The 22407-nt window shown below is 60.4% G+C and carries 13 protein-coding genes; 10 read left to right on the forward strand and 3 right to left on the reverse strand.

Going from position 1 to position 22407, the window contains the following annotated elements:
- The first annotated feature begins 132 nt into the window (after positions 1 to 132).
- From lptF to pdxJ, 8 genes are all read left to right on the forward strand, one after another.
- Positions 133 to 1251 (forward strand): LPS export ABC transporter permease LptF, encoded by a 1119-nt coding sequence (lptF, locus tag AC06G5_RS04880; RefSeq protein ID WP_413423109.1) that lies wholly within the window; start codon positions 133 to 135, stop codon positions 1249 to 1251.
- Positions 1244 to 2305, forward strand: a complete 1062-nt coding sequence (lptG, locus tag AC06G5_RS04885; RefSeq protein WP_480459044.1) for an LPS export ABC transporter permease LptG — start codon at positions 1244 to 1246, stop codon at positions 2303 to 2305. Before lptF ends, lptG begins: the two co-directional genes overlap by 8 nt.
- A gap of 171 nt (positions 2306 to 2476) precedes the next feature.
- Positions 2477 to 4276, forward strand: a complete 1800-nt coding sequence (gene lepA / locus AC06G5_RS04890; RefSeq protein WP_322615950.1) for a translation elongation factor 4 — start codon at positions 2477 to 2479, stop codon at positions 4274 to 4276.
- A 5-nt stretch (positions 4277 to 4281) separates the two neighbouring features.
- Entirely contained in the window at positions 4282 to 5136 is an 855-nt protein-coding gene (gene lepB / locus AC06G5_RS04895) for a signal peptidase I (RefSeq protein WP_413423105.1), read from the forward strand.
- A gap of 173 nt (positions 5137 to 5309) precedes the next feature.
- Complete coding sequence (gene rnc, locus AC06G5_RS04900) at positions 5310 to 5999, forward strand: ribonuclease III (protein WP_007973960.1); 690 nt, start codon at positions 5310 to 5312, stop codon at positions 5997 to 5999.
- Positions 5992 to 6894 carry a GTPase Era gene (gene era, locus AC06G5_RS04905; RefSeq protein ID WP_008020290.1) on the forward strand — a complete coding sequence of 301 codons (903 nt, stop codon included), beginning with the start codon at positions 5992 to 5994 and terminating at the stop codon, positions 6892 to 6894. The genes rnc and era overlap by 8 nt, the downstream gene beginning before the upstream one ends.
- A 162-nt stretch (positions 6895 to 7056) precedes the next feature.
- Entirely contained in the window at positions 7057 to 7746 is a 690-nt protein-coding gene (gene recO, locus AC06G5_RS04910) for a DNA repair protein RecO (RefSeq protein ID WP_413423102.1), read from the forward strand.
- A 49-nt stretch (positions 7747 to 7795) separates the two neighbouring features.
- Positions 7796 to 8542, forward strand: coding sequence for a pyridoxine 5'-phosphate synthase (gene pdxJ, locus AC06G5_RS04915; RefSeq protein WP_480459045.1), 747 nt, complete (start codon positions 7796 to 7798; stop codon positions 8540 to 8542).
- Positions 8543 to 8669: 127 nt separating this feature from the next.
- On the opposite strand, the gene mltF is transcribed toward pdxJ, so the two are convergent.
- On the reverse strand, positions 8670 to 10130 hold the full coding sequence (gene mltF / locus AC06G5_RS04920) for a membrane-bound lytic murein transglycosylase MltF (RefSeq protein ID WP_413423695.1): 1461 nt from the start codon (positions 10128 to 10130) through the stop codon (positions 8670 to 8672).
- Between the two features lie 285 nt (positions 10131 to 10415).
- Here mltF and purL point away from each other — a divergent pair, with 285 nt between their 5' ends.
- Both purL and AC06G5_RS04930 read left to right on the forward strand, forming a co-directional pair.
- Positions 10416 to 14312, forward strand: coding sequence for a phosphoribosylformylglycinamidine synthase (gene purL, locus AC06G5_RS04925; RefSeq protein ID WP_413423693.1), 3897 nt, complete (start codon positions 10416 to 10418; stop codon positions 14310 to 14312).
- A 5-nt stretch (positions 14313 to 14317) separates the two neighbouring features.
- Positions 14318 to 14629 (forward strand): YqfO family protein, encoded by a 312-nt coding sequence (locus AC06G5_RS04930; protein WP_413423691.1) that lies wholly within the window; start codon positions 14318 to 14320, stop codon positions 14627 to 14629.
- An 86-nt stretch (positions 14630 to 14715) separates the two neighbouring features.
- On the opposite strand, the gene AC06G5_RS04935 is transcribed toward AC06G5_RS04930, so the two are convergent.
- Together AC06G5_RS04935 and nagE are read right to left on the reverse strand one after the other, a co-directional pair.
- Positions 14716 to 20472, reverse strand: a complete 5757-nt coding sequence (locus AC06G5_RS04935; protein ID WP_480459046.1) for a membrane-targeted effector domain-containing toxin — start codon at positions 20470 to 20472, stop codon at positions 14716 to 14718.
- A gap of 188 nt (positions 20473 to 20660) precedes the next feature.
- Positions 20661 to 22376 (reverse strand): N-acetylglucosamine-specific PTS transporter subunit IIBC, encoded by a 1716-nt coding sequence (gene nagE, locus AC06G5_RS04940; RefSeq protein ID WP_413703517.1) that lies wholly within the window; start codon positions 22374 to 22376, stop codon positions 20661 to 20663.
- Positions 22377 to 22407: the final 31 nt, after the last annotated feature.

Genomic DNA, 22407 nt, shown 5'->3' on the forward strand with positions numbered 1-22407 from the left:
TGCATTGCGCAGTGACAGGCGCACCCAATCACAGGATAATGCGCCATCTTTTTTCGGTGGCCCTGTCTTGCGGGCCGTCCGATACGTTTGCTTGTTTGGCCGCCTTAGCCTGACAACCCTGGAGTGTCTGGTTTGATCGTCTTCCGTTATCTATCCCGCGAAGTCCTGTTGACCTTGAGCGCGGTCAGTGCCGTGCTGCTGGTCATCATCATGAGCGGTCGCTTCATCAAATACCTCGCCCAGGCGGCCTCGGGCCTGCTGGATCCGGGTTCGCTGTTCCTGATCATGGGCTTTCGACTGCCGGGCTTCCTCCAGCTGATCCTGCCGCTGGGGCTGTTTCTCGGGATCCTGTTGTCCTACGGGCGCCTGTACCTCGAAAGCGAAATGACCGTACTCTCGGCCACCGGCATGAGCCAGCAACGACTGGTCTGGATGACAATGTTTCCGGCCACCCTGGTCGCACTCATCGTGGCGTGGTTGAGCCTGAGCCTTGCGCCACAAGGGGCCAACCAGTTTCAGTTGCTGCTGAACAAGCAGGATGCCCTGACCGAATTCGACACCCTGGAGCCAGGGCGCTTCCAGGCCCTGCGCGACGGTACCCGGGTCACCTACACCGAACGCATGTCGGATGACCGGGTCAATCTGGGCGGTGTGTTCATCTCGCAAAAGAACATCAGTTCCAACAACAAGGATCGCGGAATTTCTGTCCTGGTGGCGGAAAAGGGGCGTCAGGAAATTCGTCCGGACGGCAACCGCTATCTGATCCTGGATAATGGCTATCGCTATGACGGCAGTCCGGGGCAGGCCGACTACCGGGCGATCAAGTACGACGAGTATGGTGTGTTGCTGCCAAAACCCGACGTCAGCGACGAAGTCACCGACCGTGATGCGATGCCGACCAGCACCTTGATCGGCAGTGAAGACATTCGCCTGCGCGCCGAATTGCAATGGCGGATGTCGCTGCCGTTGCTGGTGTTCATCGTGACCTTGATGGCGGTGCCGCTGTCGCGGGTCAACCCGCGTCAGGGCCGATTCCTCAAATTACTGCCGGCGATTCTTCTTTATATGGCTTACCTGACCATTCTGATTGCCGCCCGCGGTGCCCTCGACAAGGGCAAGATCCCCGCGGCGCTGGGCTTGTGGTGGGTGCACGGAATTTTCCTGGCCATTGGTCTGGGCTTGCTCTATTGGGAGCCCTTGCGTTTGAAACGGGCGAGTCGCCGCAGTGCACTGGAGGTGGCCCGTGGTTAAGCTGGATCGCTACATTGGTAGCAGTGTGTTGATAGCGATTCTGGCGGTGCTCGGGATCATTCTCGGTCTGGCGACACTGTTTGCCTTCATCGATGAGATGAGTGAGGTCACCGATACCTACACGCTGGTCGACGTTCTGAGTTATGTGACGCTGACTGCGCCGCGCCGGATGTACGAAATGCTGCCGATGGCCGCGCTGATCGGTTGCCTGATCGGTCTGGGCAGCCTGGCCAGCAACAGTGAGCTGACCATCATGCGCGCCGCCGGTGTGTCGATCGGCCGGATTGTCTGGGCGGTCATGAAACCGATGCTGGTATTGATGCTGGCTGGCCTGCTGGTCGGGGAGTACATCGCTCCGCCTGCCGAAACCGCCGCGCAAGCCAATCGCTCGCTGGCCCAGGGCAGTGGCGATGCACAAAGCGCCAAGCACGGCCTGTGGCACCGCCAGGGCGATGAGTTCATTCACGTCAACTCGGTACAGCCCAACGGCATCCTGTACGGTGTGACCCGTTATCGTTTCGATAACGAGCGGTACATGCTGTCGGCGAGCTTCGCCAAGCGTGCCGAGTTCGACACGGATCACTGGCAGCTGACGGACGTCACGACCACGCTGTTCCACGAGCGCAGCACTGAAGTGGTGTCGACCCCGGTCGAGCGTTGGGCCGTGGCCTTGAGTCCGCAATTGCTCAGCACGGTGGTCATGGTGCCGGAGTCATTGTCGATCAGCGGTCTGTGGGGTTATATCCACTACCTGGCGGACCAGGGGTTGAACAACAGCCGCTATTGGCTGGCATTTTGGGTCAAGGTGTTGCAGCCGCTGGTGACTGCCGCCCTGGTGTTGATGGCGATTTCCTTCATCTTCGGCCCGCTGCGCTCGGTGACCCTGGGCCAGCGCGTGTTTACCGGCGTGCTGGTGGGCTTCACCTTCCGCATCGTTCAGGATCTGCTGGGACCTTCGAGCCAGGTGTTTGGCTTCCCACCGTTGCTTTCGGTACTGGTACCGGCGGGTGTTTGCGCCGTGGCGGGGCTCTGGCTGTTACGTCGAGCAGGCTGATGGCGGGCATTTTCCGACCGCTTTGACCATAAGAAACGCCCTTGTCGCAAGACCGGGGCGTTTTTGTAAGTGCCGTCTGACCTGCGAACGTGACGCTTGCGCCGTGGATCAGGTACAATTCCCGGCTATTTTTCGGCGGGCTATGCCTGCAGCCTTTTTGAGTGTTGATCCGTGAGTGATTTGAGTCATATCCGCAATTTCTCCATCATCGCCCACATTGACCATGGCAAGTCGACGCTGGCCGATCGCTTCATCCAGATGTGCGGCGGCCTTGCCGAGCGCGAAATGGAAGCCCAGGTCCTGGACTCCATGGACCTTGAGCGTGAACGCGGGATCACCATCAAGGCGCACAGCGTCACCCTGTATTACAAGGCTCGCGATGGCATCAATTACCAGCTGAACTTCATTGATACCCCCGGCCACGTTGACTTCACCTATGAGGTGAGCCGTTCGCTGGCTGCCTGTGAAGGCGCGCTGCTGGTGGTCGATGCCGGTCAGGGTGTTGAAGCGCAGTCGGTTGCCAACTGCTACACGGCGATCGAACAGGGCCTGGAAGTGATGCCGGTGCTGAACAAGATCGACCTGCCACAGGCCGATCCGGAGCGCGTCAAGGAAGAAATCGAAAAAATCATCGGCATCGATGCCACCGATGCGGTCACTTGCTCTGCCAAGACCGGCCTGGGCGTCGATGAAGTGCTCGAGCGCCTGGTGACCACCATCCCGGCGCCGACCGGCAACATCGAAGATCCGCTGCAAGCGTTGATCATCGACTCCTGGTTCGACAACTACCTGGGCGTTGTCTCCCTGGTTCGCGTTCGCCACGGCCGCGTGAAGAAGGGCGACAAGATCCTGGTCAAATCCACCGGCAAGATCCACCTGGTGGACAGCGTCGGTGTATTCAACCCGAAACACACCCCTACCGCCGACCTGAAGGCCGGTGAAGTGGGCTTCATCATCGCCAGCATCAAGGATATTCACGGTGCGCCAGTGGGCGACACCCTGACTTTGAGCTCGACGCCGGACGTCGACGTGCTGCCGGGGTTCAAGCGCATCCAGCCGCAGGTTTACGCTGGCCTGTTCCCGGTCAGCTCCGACGACTTCGAAGACTTCCGCGAGGCGCTGCAAAAGCTCACCCTCAACGATTCGTCGTTGCAATACACACCGGAAAGCTCCGACGCACTGGGCTTCGGCTTCCGTTGCGGCTTCCTCGGCATGCTGCACATGGAAATCATCCAGGAGCGCCTCGAGCGCGAGTACAACCTGGACCTGATCACCACGGCGCCGACGGTAATCTTCGAGCTGCTGCTCAAGACCGGCGAGACGATCTACGTCGATAACCCGTCCAAGCTGCCGGACCTGTCTGCCATCGAAGACATGCGCGAGCCGATCGTGCGCGCCAATATTCTTGTGCCGCAAGAGCACCTGGGTAACGTCATTACCCTGTGCATCGAAAAACGTGGTGTGCAGGTCGACATGCTGTTCCTCGGCTCCCAGGTACAAGTGACCTATGACCTGCCGATGAACGAAGTGGTTCTGGACTTCTTCGACCGCCTGAAATCCACTAGTCGCGGCTATGCTTCTCTGGACTACCATTTCGATCGTTACCAATCGGCCAGCCTGGTGAAACTGGACGTGCTGATCAACGGTGACAAGGTCGACGCCCTGGCGCTGATCGTGCACCGTGACAATTCGCACTACAAAGGTCGCCAGTTGACCGAGAAGATGAAGGATCTGATTCCGCGGCAGATGTTCGACGTGGCAATCCAGGCCGCCATTGGCGGGCAGATTGTGGCGCGGACAACCGTCAAGGCGCTCAGAAAGAACGTATTGGCCAAATGCTACGGCGGTGACGTCAGCCGTAAGAAAAAGCTGCTGGAAAAGCAAAAGGCCGGTAAGAAACGCATGAAGCAAGTCGGCAACGTGGAAATTCCACAGGAAGCCTTCCTTGCAGTGCTCAGGTTGGATAGTTAGGTCCTATGTCACTAAATTTCCCGCTGTTGCTGGTCATCGCCGTGTTCGTCTGCGGCCTGTTGGCGTTGCTCGATCTGTTGATCCTGGCCCCGCGTCGGCGTGCGGCCATCGCCTCCTATCAGGGCAGCGTCAGCCAGCCTGACATGGTCGTGGTCGAGAAGCTGAACAAAGAGCCGCTGCTGGTTGAATACGGCAAGTCGTTCTTCCCGGTGTTGTTCATCGTGCTGGTGCTGCGTTCGTTCCTGGTGGAACCGTTCCAGATTCCTTCCGGTTCGATGAAGCCAACCCTGGATGTCGGCGACTTCATTCTGGTGAGCAAGTTTTCCTACGGGATCCGCTTGCCGGTGATCGACAGGAAAGTCATCGAAGTCGGTGATCCGCAGCGCGGCGATGTCATGGTGTTCCGTTACCCGAGCGATCCGAACGTCAACTACATCAAGCGTGTGGTTGGTTTGCCGGGCGACACGGTTCGCTACACCGCCGACAAGCGTCTGTTCGTCAACGGTCAATCGATTGCCGAACAACTGGTCGGCTCCGAGCCGGGCACGCTGGGCAGCGCTGAGCTCTACAAGGAAAAACTCGGTGCGGCCGAGCACATGATCCGCAAGGAAATGAGTCGCTACCGCGCAATGCCGGACCATTCGTGGACCGTGCCGGCCGGGCACTACTTCATGATGGGCGACAACCGCGACAACTCGAACGACAGTCGCTACTGGGATGATCCGAGCATTCCCAAGGATCTGCTGGGCATGGTTCCCGACAAGAATATCGTCGGCAAGGCTTTTGCGGTCTGGATGAGCTGGCCGGAACCCAAACTCAGTCACCTGCCGAATTTCTCGCGGGTTGGCCTGATCAAGTAATCAATCACGGCGCTGTTGAACACAGCGCCGAATGCATTTCTGGAACCGACAGAAAGCATGAAACCAATGATATTCAGGACGTTATTTTTGAACACAGCGTTAATTGTCCCAAGCCTGCGCCGCCTCACGGCGATGGCAGTACAATCGAGCCACGAACTCAGCGTGGGTAAACCGTGAGCGTCTCCTTAAGCCGTCTAGAGCGTCAGCTCGGCTACACCTTCAAGGATCAGGAACTGATGGTCCTGGCCCTGACTCACCGCAGTTTTGCCGGGCGTAACAACGAACGCCTGGAATTCCTCGGTGACGCCATCCTCAACTTCGTCGCCGGCGAGGCGTTGTTCGAGCGCTTCCCGCTGGCTCGTGAAGGCCAGTTGTCGCGTTTGCGCGCGCGCCTGGTGAAAGGTGAGACCCTGGCCGTACTGGCCCGTGGTTTCGATCTGGGCGAATACCTGCGCTTGGGTTCCGGCGAGCTGAAAAGCGGCGGCTTTCGTCGAGAGTCGATTCTGGCCGATGCCCTGGAAGCGCTGATCGGTGCGATCTACCTCGATGCTGGCATGGAAGTGGCCCGTGAGCGTGTGCTCGCCTGGCTGGCCGGAGAGTTCGAAGGCCTGACGCTGGTCGACACCAACAAAGATCCAAAGACCCGCCTGCAAGAGTTCCTGCAGTCCCGTGGTTGTGAGCTGCCGCGTTACGAAGTGGTGGATATCCAGGGTGAACCGCATTGCCGGACGTTCTTCGTCGAATGCGAAATCATCTTACTGAATGAAAAAAGCCGAGGTCAGGGTGTGAGCCGTCGTATTGCCGAACAGGTAGCGGCCGCCGCAGCACTGATTGCCCTGGGTGTGGAGAATGGCAATGACTGATACAAACGCAACTCGCTGTGGCTATGTTGCCATCGTCGGCCGTCCGAACGTGGGCAAGTCCACGTTGCTGAACCACATCCTGGGTCAGAAGCTGGCGATCACCTCGCGCAAACCGCAAACCACCCGTCACAACATGCTCGGTATCAAGACCGAGGGCGATGTACAGGCGATCTACGTCGACACCCCCGGTATGCACAAGGGTGGCGAAAAGGCCCTGAACCGCTACATGAACAAGACCGCTTCGGCGGCGTTGAAAGACGTCGACGTGGTGATCTTCGTGGTCGACCGCACCAAGTGGACCGACGAAGACCAGATGGTTCTCGAGCGCGTCCAGTACGTGACCGGCCCGCTGATCGTCGCGCTGAACAAGACCGACCGCATCGAAGACAAGGCCGAGCTGATGCCGCACCTGTCCTGGTTGCAGGAACAGCTGCCGAATGCGCAGATCATGCCGATTTCGGCGCAGCACGGGCACAACCTCGATGCGCTGGAGCGGGTGATTGCCGAGCACCTGCCGGAAAACGATCACTTCTTCCCGGAAGACCAGATCACCGACCGCAGCAGCCGTTTCCTCGCCGCCGAGCTGGTGCGCGAGAAAATCATGCGCCAGATGGGCGCTGAGCTGCCGTACCAGATCACCGTTGAAATCGAAGAGTTCAAGCAGCAGGGCAAGACCTTGCACATCCATGCCTTGATCCTCGTCGAACGCGATGGCCAGAAGAAAATCATCATTGGCGACAAGGGCGAGCGCATCAAGCGCATCGGCACCGAAGCTCGCAAGGACATGGAGCTGCTGTTCGACTCCAAGATCATGCTCAACCTCTGGGTCAAGGTTAAGGGCGGCTGGTCCGATGACGAGCGTGCATTGCGTTCGTTGGGTTATGGCGACCTGTAAATCGTCTGGCAGCACATGGATCTACTGTGGGAGCGGGCTTGCTCGCGAAGAGGATGTAACATTCAGCATTAATGTTGGCTGTTGCACCGCTTTCGCGAGCAAGCCCGCTCCCACATTAGTTTGGGGTTGTCTGTAAAACCGCGATTCTTCATTGAGAGTTCCATGTCCCAAACCCCTCCCATCGGCCAACCCGCCTACGTCCTGCACTCCCGCGCCTACCGTGAAAACAGCGCGCTGGTGGATTTCCTCACGCCGCAAGGTCGGTTGCGGGCGGTGTTGCGCAGTGCGCGGGGCAAGGCCGGGACGCTGGCGCGGCCGTTCGTGCCGCTGGAAGTGGAGTTTCGGGGCAGGGGAGAGCTGAAGAATGTCGGGCGCATGGAAAGTGCTGGCGTTTCCACCTGGCTGAATGGCGAGGCACTGTTCAGTGGCCTTTATCTCAATGAGTTGCTGATTCGCCTGCTGCCCGCCGAAGACCCGCACCCCGCCGTGTTCGATCACTACGCCGCGACCTTGCTGGCCTTGGCCGAAGGTCGTGCACTGGAACCGTTGCTGCGTTCCTTCGAATGGCGCCTGCTCGATGATCTGGGCTACGGTTTTTCCCTGACCAGCGATATTCACGATCAACCCATTGCCCCGGATGGTCTCTATCGCTTGCAAGTGGATGCAGGGCTGGAGCGGGTTTATCTTTTGCAGCCAGGGTTGTTCAACGGAGTAGAGCTGCTGGCCATGGCCGAAGCCGACTGGTCCGCACCCGGTGCGTTGTCTGCCGCCAAGCGTTTGATGCGCCAGGCATTGGCCGTTCATTTGGGTGGTCGCCCGCTGGTCAGTCGCGAGCTGTTTCGCAAGCCGTAGTCTCCCCGTATGCTGTGCACCGAACTTTCTCTTCTTCTGGAGCGCTTCCGTGACCACCAGCACCCGTATTCTTCTTGGCGTGAACATCGACCACGTTGCCACCCTGCGTCAGGCCCGGGGCACCCGTTACCCGGACCCGGTCAAGGCGGCACTGGACGCGGAAGAGGCGGGCGCTGACGGCATCACCGTGCACCTACGCGAGGACCGTCGGCACATTCAGGAGCGCGACGTTCTGCTGCTCAAGGACGTGCTGCAAACCCGCATGAACTTCGAAATGGGCGTCACCGAAGAAATGATGCAGTTCGCCGAGCGCATCCGCCCGGCGCACATTTGCCTGGTACCGGAAACCCGTCAGGAGCTGACCACCGAAGGCGGCCTGGACGTGGCAGGGCAGGAAGCGCGGATCAAGGCGGCGGTCGAGCGTCTGTCGAAGATCGGCTCCGAAGTGTCGCTGTTCATCGATGCCGATGAGCGCCAGATCGAAGCCTCGCGCCGTGTCGGCGCGCCAGTCATCGAACTGCACACCGGGCGTTATGCCGATGCCGAGACGCCGACCGAAGTCGCTGAAGAACTCAAGCGTGTGGCCGATGGCGTGGCCTTCGGCCTGGCCCAGGGCCTGATCGTCAATGCCGGCCATGGCCTGCACTATCACAACGTCGAAGCCGTGGCGGCGATCAAGGGCATCAACGAGCTGAACATCGGACACGCGCTGGTGGCCCATGCGCTGTTCGTTGGGTTCAAATCGGCTGTTTCGGAAATGAAGGCGCTGATTCTGGCGGCTGCCACAAAAGCCTAAGCCGAACACAAAAAACAATGTGGGAGCGGGCTTGCTCGCGAAAGCGGAGTATCAGCCAACAGAGATGTTGGATGATAAATTGCCTTCGCGAGCAAGCCCGCTCCCACATTTGATCTCGGTTGTTCTGTCAGAGCGGCGCCGGTTCCTGCGCCGGCTTGGTCTTGTCGATCCCCGGAACCAGCAGTTTGCCCTCGGCGACCTGGTCGCCTTCAAGCTGCGGCTGCGTGACCCAGGTCAGGATGTCGTAGTAGCGCCGGATGTTCGCCACGAAATGCACCGGTTCGCCGCCTCGGGCGTAGCCGTAACGGGTTTTGCTGTACCACTTCTTTTCCGACAGGCGCGGCAGGATCTTCTTCACATCCAGCCATTTGTCCGGGTTCAACCCTTCCTTGGCCGCCAGTTTGCGTGCGTCGTCCAGGTGGCCGCTGCCGACGTTGTAGGCCGCCAGGGCAAACCAGGTACGGTCCGGTTCCTGGATCGACTCGTCGAGCTGGTCTTTCATGTAGGCCAGGTACTTGGCCCCGCCCATGATGCTCTGTTTGGGGTCCAGGCGGTTGGACACGCCCATGGCCTGCGCGGTGTTCTGGGTCAGCATCATCAGGCCACGCACACCGGTCTTGGACGTGACGGCCGGTTGCCACAACGACTCCTGGTACCCGATGGCCGCCAGCAGGCGCCAGTCGACTTTCTCTTTCTTGGCGTACGACTTGAAGTGCTGTTCGTACTTGGGCAGGCGTTGCTGCAAGTGTTGCGCAAACGTGGTGGCGCCCATGTAGCCGAGAACGTCGACATGCCCGTAGTAACGGTCCTTGAGGCGTTGCAGGGTGCCGTTTTTCTTGACCTTGTCGAGGTACTCGTTGATTTCGTTGAGCAGGCTGTTGTCGTCGCCCGGTGCGACGGCCCAGCTCTGGTTGCTGGCGTCACCGAGGTCGAAGGCGACCCGGATGTTGGTGAAGTACACCTGGTTCATCGCGACTTCGTTGGAGTCGACCAGCGTCAGGTCGATCTGGCCTTCGTCGACCATGCGCAGGAGATCGACGACCTCGACCGCGTCAGACTCTTCGTATTCGATGCCGGGAAATTTCTGTTTCAGCTGCGCCAGTTGCTCGGCGTGGGTGCTGCCCTTGAGCACCATGATCTTCTTGCCCACCAGATCCTTCGCATCGGTCGGCCGTGACTGGCCGTTGCGGTAGATGATCTGCGGGGTGACGTCCAGGTAGGAATGCGAGAAACGCACCTGCTTCTTGCGCTCTTCGCTGCTGACCAGGCCGGCAGCCGCCAGCACCGGGCCATTGGGCTTGCCTACCTGGTTGAACAGGTCATCGAGGTTGTCGGCGGTCTCGATCTTGAGCTCGACCCCCAGATCGTCGGCGAAGCGCTTCACCAGCTCGTATTCGAAGCCGGTTTCACCGTTGCGATCCTGAAAGTAGGTGGCGGGGCTGTTTCGGGTAACCACCCGCAGCACACCATCCTCCTTTACGCGCTCAAGCGTGTTGGGTTTATCAACACAGCCACCGAGCATCAGGAAGAGTCCGGTTGCGATCAGCCATTTGGCGTACCGCGGACGTAAAGCCGTTGGGGAAAACATCTGCGCAGTATACGCAAAGGACCACGGGCGCCATATCTCGACAGCGAAGGGCTTGTCTGCTAGCGATCACAAAACCGACCGAAACCCCGCAGGAATGGGCCTGATCTGCATTTTGTTACAGTAAAAATAAGCGATCACCGCACGTCCCGTTAACCTGACTTTCAAGGCAGAAACACAAATCGACACCCGAGTGCAACCGTGCGTAGCGTTTCGGGTGATGTCGCGGGCTGTTTAGGCTAGAATGCACGGCCTCAAAGCACACCCCTTCCCGAGGCTGTCCCGAAGATGTTGATCCTGCGCGGCGCTCCTGCCCTTTCTGCCTTTCGCCACAGCAAGCTCCTTGAGCAACTGAGCCAGAAGGTTCCGGCTGTCAGTGGCCTGTATGCTGAATTCGCTCACTTCGCCGAAGTTACCGGCGTCCTGACCGGCGACGAACAGCAGGTGCTTGCGCGCCTTCTGAAGTACGGTCCAAGCGTTCCGGTACAAGAACCGACCGGTCGTCTGTTCCTGGTATTGCCGCGTTTCGGCACCATCTCGCCATGGTCGAGCAAGGCCAGCGACATCGCCCGCAACTGTGGCCTGGCGAAAATCCAGCGCCTGGAGCGAGGCATTGCGTTCTACGTGGCCGGCCAGTTCAGCGACGCTGAAGCCCGGTTGATCGCTGACGGTCTGCACGACCGCATGACCCAGATCGTCCTGGGCAATCTCGAACAGGCCGCCGGCCTGTTCAGCCACGCCGAACCGAAACCCCTGACCGCCATCGACGTGCTGGGTGGCGGCCGTGCCGCGCTGGAAAAAGCCAACACCGAGCTGGGCCTGGCCCTGGCCGAAGACGAGATCGACTATCTGGTCAACGCCTTCGTGGGCCTTTCGCGCAACCCGCATGACATCGAACTGATGATGTTCGCCCAGGCGAACTCCGAGCACTGCCGTCACAAGATCTTCAACGCCAGTTGGGACATCGACGGCGAAAGCCAGGAAAAAAGCCTGTTCGGCATGATCAAGAACACCTACCAGATGCACAGCGAAGGTGTCCTGTCGGCTTACAAGGACAACGCTTCGGTGATCGTCGGCTCCGTGGCCGGTCGCTTCTTCCCGGACCCTGAAACCCGCCAGTACGGCGCGGTGCAGGAGCCGGTGCACATCCTGATGAAGGTTGAAACCCACAACCACCCGACCGCGATTGCCCCGTTCCCGGGCGCGTCCACCGGTTCCGGTGGCGAAATCCGCGACGAAGGCGCTACCGGCCGTGGTGCCAAGCCGAAAGCCGGCCTGACCGGTTTCACCGTGTCCAACCTGCAGATCCCGGGCTTCGAACAGCCGTGGGAAGTGCCGTACGGCAAGCCCGAGCGCATCGTCACCGCGCTGGACATCATGATCGAAGGCCCATTAGGCGGCGCTGCGTTCAACAACGAATTCGGCCGTCCGGCGCTGACCGGTTACTTCCGTACCTTCGAACAATCGATCACCACCCCGCACGGTGACGAAGTTCGCGGCTACCACAAGCCGATCATGCTGGCTGGCGGCATGGGCAACATCCGTGAAGAACACGTCAAGAAAGGCGAGATCGTCGTCGGCTCCAAGCTGATCGTGCTCGGCGGCCCGGCGATGCTGATCGGCCTGGGCGGCGGCGCAGCTTCCTCCATGGCCACAGGCACCAGCTCGGCAGACCTGGACTTCGCTTCGGTACAGCGTGAAAACCCGGAAATGGAACGCCGTTGCCAGGAAGTCATCGACCGTTGCTGGCAACTGGGCGACAAGAACCCGATCAGCTTCATCCACGACGTGGGTGCGGGCGGTCTGTCCAACGCCTTCCCGGAACTGGTCAACGACGGCGACCGCGGTGGCCGTTTCGAACTGCGCAACATTCCAAACGACGAGCCGGGCATGGCCCCGCACGAAATCTGGTCCAACGAATCCCAGGAACGCTACGTCCTGGCTGTCGGCCCGGCGGATTTCGAGCGCTTCAAGGCGATCTGCGAACGCGAGCGTTGCCCGTTTGCCGTGGTCGGCGAAGCCACTGCCGAACCACAGCTGACTGTCACCGACAGCCATTTCGGCAACAGCCCGGTGGACATGCCACTGGAAGTGTTGCTGGGCAAGGCCCCGCGCATGCACCGTTCGGTGGTGCGTGAAGCCGAACTGGGTGATGACTTCGATCCGTCGACCCTGAACATCGCCGACTGCGTCGAGCGCGTTCTGCATCACCCGGCCGTGGCCAGCAAAAGCTTCCTGATCACCATCGGCGACCGCACCATCACCGGCCTCGTGGCCCGTGACCAGATGGTCGGCCCGTGGCAGGTGCCGGTGGCCGACGTTGCCGTCACCGCCACCAGCTTCGACGTCTACACCGGTGAAGCCATGGCCATGGGCGAGCGTACTCCGCTGGCGCTGCTGGACGCTCCAGCGTCGGGCCGCATGGCCATCGGTGAAACCCTGACCAACATTGCCGCTTCGCGCATCGGCAAGATCTCCGACATCAAACTGTCGGCGAACTGGATGTCCGCTGCCGGTCACCCGGGTGAAGATGCACGCCTGTACGACACCGTGAAAGCGGTCGGCATGGAACTGTGCCCTGAGCTGGGCATCACCATTCCGGTGGGCAAGGACTCGATGTCCATGGCCACCCGCTGGAACGATGAAGGCGTGGACAAGTCCGTCACGTCGCCAATGTCCCTGATCGTGACCGGTTTCGCGCCAGTGACTGACATCCGTCAGACCCTGACCCCGCAACTGCGCATGGACAAGGGCACCACCGACCTGATCCTGATCGACCTGGGCCGCGGCCAGAACCGCATGGGCGCCTCGATCCTGGCACAGGTTCACGGCAAGCTCGGCAAGCAGGCTCCGGACGTCGATGACGCCGAAGACCTGAAAGCCTTCTTCGCGGTGATCCAGGGCCTCAATGCCGACGGTCACCTGCTGGCTTACCACGACCGTTCCGACGGCGGTCTGCTGACCAGCGTGGTGGAAATGGCGTTCGCCGGTCACTGCGGCTTGAGCCTGAACCTCGACAGCCTGGCGGATTCCTCCGCCGACATCGCTGCGATCCTGTTCAACGAAGAACTGGGTGCCGTGATTCAGGTTCGCCAGGACGCCACTCCGGACATCCTCGCGCAGTTCAGCGCTGCCGGCCTGGGCGATTGCGTGTCGGTGATCGGTCAGCCAATCAACAACGGCGAGATCAGCATCACCTTCAACGGTGACACCGTGTTCGAAGGCCAGCGTCGTCTGCTGCAACGTCAGTGGGCCGAGACCAGCTATCAGATCCAGCGTCTGCGTGACAACGCCGACTGTGCCGAACAAGAGTTCGACGTGCTGCTGGAAGAAGACAATCCGGGCCTGAGCGTCAAGCTGAGCTACGACATCAACCAGGACATCGCCGCGCCTTACATCAAGAAAGGCATCCGCCCACAGGTTGCCGTACTGCGTGAGCAGGGCGTCAACGGCCAGGTGGAAATGGCGGCTGCGTTCGATCGCGCCGGTTTCAACGCGATCGACGTGCACATGAGCGACATTCTCGCCGGCCGTGTCGACCTGAACGACTTCAAGGGCATGGTCGCTTGCGGCGGTTTCTCCTACGGCGACGTATTGGGTGCCGGTGAAGGCTGGGCCAAGTCGGCGCTGTTCAACAGCCGTGCCCGCGATGCGTTCCAGGGCTTCTTCGAACGCAACGACAGTTTCACCCTCGGCGTGTGCAACGGTTGCCAGATGATGTCCAACCTGCACGAGCTGATCCCGGGCAGCGAGTTCTGGCCGCACTTCGTGCGTAACCGTTCCGAGCAGTTCGAAGCCCGTGTGGCCATGGTGCAGATCCAGGAGTCGAACTCGATCTTCCTGCAGGGCATGGCCGGTTCGCGCATGCCGATCGCCATCGCCCACGGTGAAGGCCATGCCGAGTTCGCCAGCGAAGAAGCACTGCTGGAAGCCGATCTGTCGGGTTGCGTGGCGATGCGTTTCGTCGACAACCACGGCAAGGTTACCGAAAGCTACCCGGCCAACCCGAACGGTTCGCCGCGCGGGATCACCGGCCTGACCAGCCGCGACGGTCGCGTGACCATCATGATGCCGCACCCGGAGCGTGTATTCCGTGCCGTGCAGAACTCGTGGCGTTCGGATGACTGGAACGAAGATGCACCGCTGATGCGCATGTTCCGTAATGCTCGCGTGTGGGTGAACTGACAGCCGTGTACAAGCTCAGCTTTTTTGTTCCAGCCAGTCACGTCGAAGACGTGAAGAGTGCCGTATTCGCCGCCGGTGGCGGGCGGATCGGCGCTTACGATCACTGCGCCTGGCAGGTGTTGGGCCAGGGCCAGTTTCGTCCATTGGATGGCAGCCAGCCGTTCATTGGCGAAGCAGGGCAGGTCGAGCAGGTCGAGGAATGGAAGGTTGAGCTGGTGGTGGCGGATGAGTTGATTCGCTCGGTGGTGGAGGCTTTGAAACAGAGCCATCCCTACGAGACACCAGCTTATGAGGTGTGGCGGCTGGAGGATTTCTGATCTTCCAGGCTGCTGAATTGAGAAACCCGCTGAAAGTGATTTCAGCGGGTTTTTTGTTGGGCGTGATAATAGGTGACTGACGCCGATTACGGCGCTGGCGTCAGGTGAACCTCTGCCTTGAGTACTTCGATCAGGATGTTCTGGTACTCGAAGCGTCGTGCCGACATGTCCCAGCGGTCGATAAAGAACAATCCGTTATCGTCCACCTGAATCGGCGTGGAAACAATTTCACCGCTGCGGGAGCGGTGCAGCAGGTTGGTCTCGGCAGCCGAGGGGCGTTCGATCAGGAAGTGTCCCGCCTGACGCAGTCTTGACCTGTCGACAGGTAAAAAGGGCGCTGGAACTGGTTGCCGGGCGTTACTGACTTCCAGTTTGAAGTCACTGCGTATCGCCTTCCAGTAAGGCCCCGTGAGATCGGTTTCCCAGTACCCGAGGTGAATGCCTCTGGACAGTGACGGCGCGCTATCCCTGACGTGCAGGCTGACCGTGCCCAGGATTTCGGCCATTCCCGATACGCCTTGGTAGTTGTTGGTGTGGGCGCTGCCGATGAAGGCAATCCACTTATGGGGCCCGTGTGCCTCCTGGTCGGCCTGGATGACCCGGGAAGCGAAGTAGCTGAACATCTGGTTGCGGGCTTTTTCCGGATCAGGCAAGCCCTTGACGTGATAGCTGGCGGTACAGTCCAGTGCCCTGATGCGGATGCCATGTTTGTTGGCGGCCTGGATGACTTCCGAGTAGTTGTCAGAGCCTTTGTAGAACGGCATATGTCCCCGGTCCTGGGTTCTCAGGTAGGCCTTGAGGTTGCCGGGAATCCTTTGGGTTTGATGGAATACCTCCAGTTCAGCCTGGTGCAGGTCGGTGAGCAGGTGTTCGACGTAGAGTGTCTGGTAGCCCTGCTGCTTCAGCTGCTTCATCTGCTTTATCAGAAACGCCTTGCTCGACTCTGCCGAGTGGGCCTCGCCGATAATCAACCCTGGCAAGCGGCTTTCGCTGATTTGTTTCAGGAACGACTCGGGCGCGGTGCTGGCGTCGATCGTCGGCAACGTTGGCCTGGCAGGTGGAACATAGTCGGCAAAGAAGCTCTCGGCCTTGGCACTCAGGTTTTGGCGTAGCTTGATGAATTCAGAGAACGCTTCCAATCGCGATGGCTGTGACGGCACGTAGCGAGAATCCAGGCTGCGTGGCTGGTCGGCCATGCGGGCGATTTCATCTCTGAGCGACGGTGCAATATCGAAGTCGTTGAAATGTCCGGTGCCGGTGAGGGATGTAGAGGCAGTCGGTGCGATAGGCTCGGGCATCTTGTACGGTGTTTGCAGGGTTATGTGGTAGTCGCCTTTGGCGAGTGCATCACCTGGTATCTTGCCGGGGGTGTCTGACCAGATGCCCACCGATTGATTCAAGCCGACGTCTTCGATGCGCAGCGCAACCGCATTGTTCAGGTCAGCCAGGCCAGGCGTCCCGTTGTATGTGGTCATGCGCGATTGATCTACCAGGGCGATCCAGCGTTCGTGCGGTGCATCGGCCATGTCGGTTTCAATGACTTTGTGCGAGTAGTAGTTTCTCAGGCTGTTGGGCTGGGGCGTGGTCGGCGAGCTGTCGCCCATGAGCAGGACATCGTCCAGCCGATAGGAGGTCGAGGCGTCCAGTGCCCTGATTTGCACGCCTTTTTCCCTGGCCTTGCGTACGAGGGCCAAGTATGAGTACTCGGCGTCTTTTGCAATGCCGAAGGACCGGTCTATGGCCTTCAAATGTTCTTTGATGTGCCGCCATGATTTCCCTTGGTTGAACTTTTCAAGCTTGAGCTTGAAAACATCCCCTGGCAGGAACTCCACATACAGGCGCTTGAAACCTTGTTCGACCAGGGCATCCATGTTGGTAATCAGTGCCTGCTTGCTGGCGATGGAGCCTGGCACGGCACCGATGACCAGGTTCTTGTTGCCGGCAAACGCATCGCTGGCGACCAGTCGGGCCAGTGGGGTGCTGGCATCTACGGCAGGCACGCTGGCGCGAGCGGGCAGCGTGTCGAGGTAGAGGAAGAAGTTGTCCGCGTCCTTGGTCAGGCGTTCGACCTGTTGCAGGTAAACCGTACGTAACGAACGCAGTTTATTGGCGGCACTGCCTAGCACAACGCCGACCAAACCTTGGTCAATATCGGTTGCCTGGCTGATCATGAGCGCTCGCATCTGCGGGTCCATGACCGACTCAAGGTTGCTCCAGTACTTCCGTGGCATCCCATAGTCTTTTGACGGTCCGGGGGTTTCAGGCACTGTTTCGTATTTCGGCGCGCCACCGGAAACCCCGGTGCGGGTCCAGATGCCCTCGGTGTTCGGTGCGGCCAGGCGTGTGGTCGAGACCAGCTTTGCGCTGGCCGGATCGAGGCGATACAGCAAGTAGCGACCGATCACATCCGGGGTCTTCGGCGCCCAGAGTACCTCGCTGTTGAACAACACCGGCTGCATGTTGGCAGGTGCTGGGGGGGCTGTCTCCAGCTGGCTGATCAGCTTCATCGCCCGGCACTGCTCGGTGCTGGCAACTGCCAGGCGCGCGGATTTGCCGATGGGTTTGAGCGAGCGCAGGGCCGGACGCAGGTCGGTGAAGATGGCTCCGGCACTGTTGAGCAGATACCCGACGAAGTGCTCAAGGGCGGCCGAGGTGTCGCCCTGGTTGTACGCGTGCAGGGCGAGCATGCCGTCCTTGAAGGCCAGAAGCAGGCCAACGCTCAGGCTCAGAACCGGGAAAGGCGCAGTGGCGATGGTGGCCACGAACTCCACGCACGTCCAGAGAATACTGGTGATCATCTGAGTGCGGCTAGTGGTGGTGGCGGTCACTTCGTCGATCTTGCGTTGCAGCTTCATGTTGTACAGCAAATAACGCAGGTCGGGCACTGGAGGCAGTGCCCGTGTCGAGTCGTAACGTGGGGGGCTGGGGGTGGTTTTATCCAGGTCGTCGGGCAGCCCTTGTTTGGCCGCTTCCAGAAATGCCTGGACCCGGCCCCGGGATCGAACATCGACACGCAGGGTGAGATAGCCGATGAGGCCGGGGAGTTTTTTCAGCAGGTAATTGAACTGCCTGGCCTCGCGAAAGGCGATGCCGTCGGGGGAATGGGGCGTATAGAGCAGCACCGGATTGTCAGCGTGGCTGAACAGGTAGGTGTCGATGACCCATTCGCCGTCGACCAGCAGACGATGGATGGCGTAGTTGCCGCGAGTCTCCTGCGACGTGTCGCCCATGCTGGCGATGCTGCGCTCAAGCCATTGCAGGTCAACTCCGGCGATGTGTCCTTGCAGGCGACACTCCAACGCGGCACTGAGCATCTGTCGTTGAGTAATGGCCAGTACCGCATTGCGTCTGAAAGTAAACGCCGGGCTGTCCGGGTCCAGCAACTCGGCCTTGACCTTGTCGACGTAGCGCTGGCCAATCCAGACGCCGGTGACCGAGCGCGCGACGGCTTCGGGATTGGCGTTCAGGGTGCTCAGGTCAACGCCTTGCGGGCCCCTGTACCTTGCCGCGCGGGAGAATTTTTCGTCGAGAAAACCGACGCCATCGGCGTAGCCATCACGGTAGAGCCTGGTATATGTCATGGGCGCCGGTGTCTGGCTACCGATCAGCGAGGAGGGTGAATAGGCCCATACGGTGTCCGGGTCAACATCGTTCTGAGGGCGACCCAATAGCTGGTTCAAGCGCTCCCTGGCCTTTTCATGCAGGTAGGCATCGAAGCTCTGGAAGCGGGCCTCGGACTGTGGATGGTCGTTGTAGGTCTGCAAACTGCCTTCTGCATCCTCGGCGAGGGTCGAGAGTCTTCGCCTGACATCAAGGGTGGCTGAGCGATACCAATTCGGCGTGTTGAATTCGTAGTTATCGAAACGTATGGCGAGTATGTGTTCAGCCATTGATTTCAGGCATTGGCGATAGCTGCCAGCGTTGAACGTGACCTCGTTGTATTCCTGGTCGTGAAACTTCAGGCTCAGACCGCTCAAGAGGTGCTTCATCGAGTTGCGAAGGCGCAGTGGTGCCTGGCGGATCAAGTAATCGGTCATGGTGCCGGGCGGGGCCTTGAGGCCATTGTCCAGGGTCCAGCCGAGGATGTGCTGCTGGCACGCAAGCTCGCTGTCGAATGCCTGGAACTGGTGCTCTTGTGGTGCCTCGGGGGTGCAGAGCAGTACGCGGTTGACCATCCCGTTGGCATCGGTCTGGCGCATCACCCAGAGGTCCTGAAGTTGTGCGCCGTGCAGCGATAGAGTGCTGGCGCCCAGGGTGTCCGCGCTCAGTTGCGCATCGCTACCCTGACGCAAGCGCTGGATCGCCTGGTAGTCCTCTTCACGGATATGGCCTTGCAGGAAAGCGGTGTAGGCCAGGGCGTTGATCCGCTGGTCGAGCATCTGCTCGATGGCGCCGCTGAACTCGGGCCGGGCGTGCAGTTCCCGTTGCACCTGGGCAAAGTCGATCCGGGGATGCAAGGTCATCAACTGTTCCACGATCCACGCCAGGGTCAGATCCTGGTACGCATCGGGCAAGGGGCCCCCGTTGTACGTGAGAGTGGTCTTCGTCAGAAAGTCGGAGCCGGGCAGTTCGTCGCCGGTATGCAGGCCCCGCAAGGCCAGGTCGATCAGGTTGCGATTGTGTTCATAGTGGCCGACGCTGGCCACAAGCCGTTGGGTTTTGACCTGCAGGTGCTCCGGGTTCAGGTCGTGAATCTCCAGCTCATCGCTCAACCGCTCCAGCCATTGATGACGGGCCAGGGCCTGGGGGGTCGCGGCGGGGCCCAACAGGTCGAGCAGGTGCTGGCGTGCCTGGTTGTAGCTGCCCAGATGTTCAGCCAGCGCGGCCCGGCGTGCCTCGCTGGCGCTGCGATACCAATCGGGTGCGCTGTAACGCAGCAATCGTTCGAGCAGGCGTTGGGCGCGCAGTTCCAGGCGGGCGCTGAGGTCGGGCAGGGCGCTGCGGATGGCGCGGTCGAGAGCCGCGATCAATTGGGCGGGGTCGTGCTGCGGGTTGTCCACCAGGCTCAGGGTCCGGTCGACATCCTGGGTGCGCTTGGCGATCAGTGCACCGACGGTGTGTTCGAACAACGGCTGGTCGTCGATGGGTGATAGTTCCAGGGGCCAGATTCCGGCAGGGCTCAAGGCGTGGTAGCGCGTGGGCAACCTGTCGATGAATTCACTGCGCCCGCTGGCGTGCTCCATGTTTTGCCGCAAGTGGGTGTCGAGTTCGGCCAGGGTGTTGAACGACTCGATCCCTCGCGCAGGTGTGAACAGCAAGATCTGGCCGACGTCCTGCGCGCTCATCAGGTCGTTGACCACAACGCTGTTTTTTTCTGTGGCGACAAAGGCACCGGCCAGCTCGACCTGTTGCGCCTGGTAACTGAACTGCAAGGCGTACAGGCCTGGACGCAAGCTTGGGGGCAGCGCCACGCTTTCGAGCATCTTGCCTTCTTGTGGGTGCAGCAGGCGGTCCTGAACGCCGAGCCTGGCCTCATGCTCCAGGGCCGTGAACCCGGCCTCGAAGGTCATGTAGGATTTGAGTGGCCTGCCATCGATCTGCTCGCGCAGGTCCATGTCCATCAGATGCGTGTTCAAGGTGCTCTTGAGGGTGGTGAGCAGAGTCTGGCCTTCCGGGGTTTTCAGGTCGCTGTTGGCCAATGCCTGATAGTGGGTTCTGGCCTTGCTCAGGAACTGTTCCCGGTAGCGCTTGAGGATGCCGTCCAGGCGTTCCAGGTAGCGTAGTTCGGCTGTGGGCTTATGGTCGGGCAGCAGTGGGGTCTGGGCGTTGAGCAGGTGATGGCCGATTTGGTTGAGATAGCCTTTGATTTCTTCAAAGGACGGTGGGGCGGTGGGTATGCTCATGGGCACGGTCTCCAGTCGGTAGAAAGAGCCGGCAGCATGGAGAGGGAAAGGGAGGCGGTGGCGGTATATATGTATGCCACGATTTGGCGGGGGCTGGAGCCTTCGGTGGCCGGGAGAGTCTCATCGTCGGGTCGCCGTCCGGCTCCGGGCGGCGATCCGACGATGGCGGACTTTCAGTCACCAAAGCATCAAACCTTGGCACTGACCTCACTGCGATTGACCAACGCTTCCAGCGCATCACTCAAGGTCGGTGCCTTGTCGCCAATCAACAGATGCCATACGCCGCCGTCCAGCTGACTGACACCCTGGCAACCCAGTGCTTTCAAATCACATTCCGACAACGCCTTGCCATCGGCCAGTTGCAGGCGCAGGCGGGTCATGGCGATGCAATCGAGTTGCAGCACATTGTCGCCACCACCCAGCGCATTGAGCCATTGCTGCGCCTCGGGTGTCGCCACGGCGGCAGGTGGCGGCGCGTCTGTTTCTGCTGCCGGCGTCGACACGATGGCGCGACCCAATGCCGGCATCGCCAGGCGAATTTCATCGGCAATCGCGTCGGCCATCGGCCCGACCACCACTTGCAAGCTCCCGCCCTTGCCCGGACGCACCACCGCCATGGCACCCAGTGCTTTCAAGTCCGCGTCCGACGCCTTGTTGCGATCCACCATGTCCAGGCGCAACCGAGTGGTGCAGGCGCCGACGGTGATCAGGTTTTCGGTGCCGCCCAATGCCTTGATGTAGGCCCCGGCACGGTCGCTGTCCGCCACTGCGGCTTTTTCAGTGACAGCAGCGTCTTCGCGTCCCGGCGTCTTGAGATTGAAACGACGGATGCAGAAGTCGAACACCAGGTAATAGATCAGCGCATAGACCAGGCCGACCGGGACCACGCGCCAGCCATTGGTGGATTTGCCCCAGCCGAGGATCATGTCGATGAAGCCGCCGGAAAAGGTAAAGCCCAGGTGGATGTTCAACAGGTTGGTGACAGCCATGGACAGGCCGGTCAGCAGCGCATGCAGCAAGAACAGCAGCGGCGCGAGGAACATGAAGGCGAATTCGATGGGCTCGGTAACGCCGGTCAGGAACGAGGTCAGGGCCATCGACAGGAATATCCCGCCCATGATTTTGCGCCGTTCCGGCAGGGCGTTGCGGTACATCGCCAGGCAGGCGGCGGGCAGGCCGAAGAGCATCACCGGGAACATGCCGGTCATGAACTGGCCGCCTTTCGGGTCGCCGGCAAAGTAGCGCGATATGTCGCCGGTCACCAAGGCTCCTGTGGTCGGGTCGGTGAAATTGCCGAACACGAACCAGGCCATGTTGTTGATGATGTGGTGCAGGCCGGTGACGATCAGCAGGCGGTTGAGCACACCGAAAATGAATGCACCGATGCTGCCGCTCTCCAGCAGCAGCGCGCCGAAGCTGTTGATGCCGTGCTGGACCGGCGGCCAGATCAGACCGAACACCACGCCCAGGCCGACCGCGCTGAAACCGGTCGCGATCGGCACGAAGCGCCGGCCGCCGAAGAACGCCAGGTACTCCGGCAGCTTGATGTCCTTGAAACGGTTATACAGCGCACCGGCCATCAAGCCGCTGATGATCCCGGCGAGCATGCCCATGTTGATGCTCGCATCCAACACCTTGAGCGTGGACACCATCACCAGATAACCGATGGCCCCGGCCAAACCGGCCGTGCCGTTGTTGTCCTTGGCGAAACCGACCGCGATGCCGATGGCGAAGATCATGGCCAGGTTGGCAAAGATCACCTGGCCGGCGTCGTGGATGATCGCGATGTTCAAAAGGTCCGTGTCGCCCAGGCGCAGCAGCAGGCCGGCAATCGGCAGGATCGCGATTGGCAGCATCAGCGCGCGGCCGAGGCGCTGCAGTCCTTCGATAAAGTATTGATACATGGCGGTACTCCCTGGATGTTCTTGTTCTTCT

It is taken from the genome of Pseudomonas sp. WT-JTC, assembly GCF_056711565.1.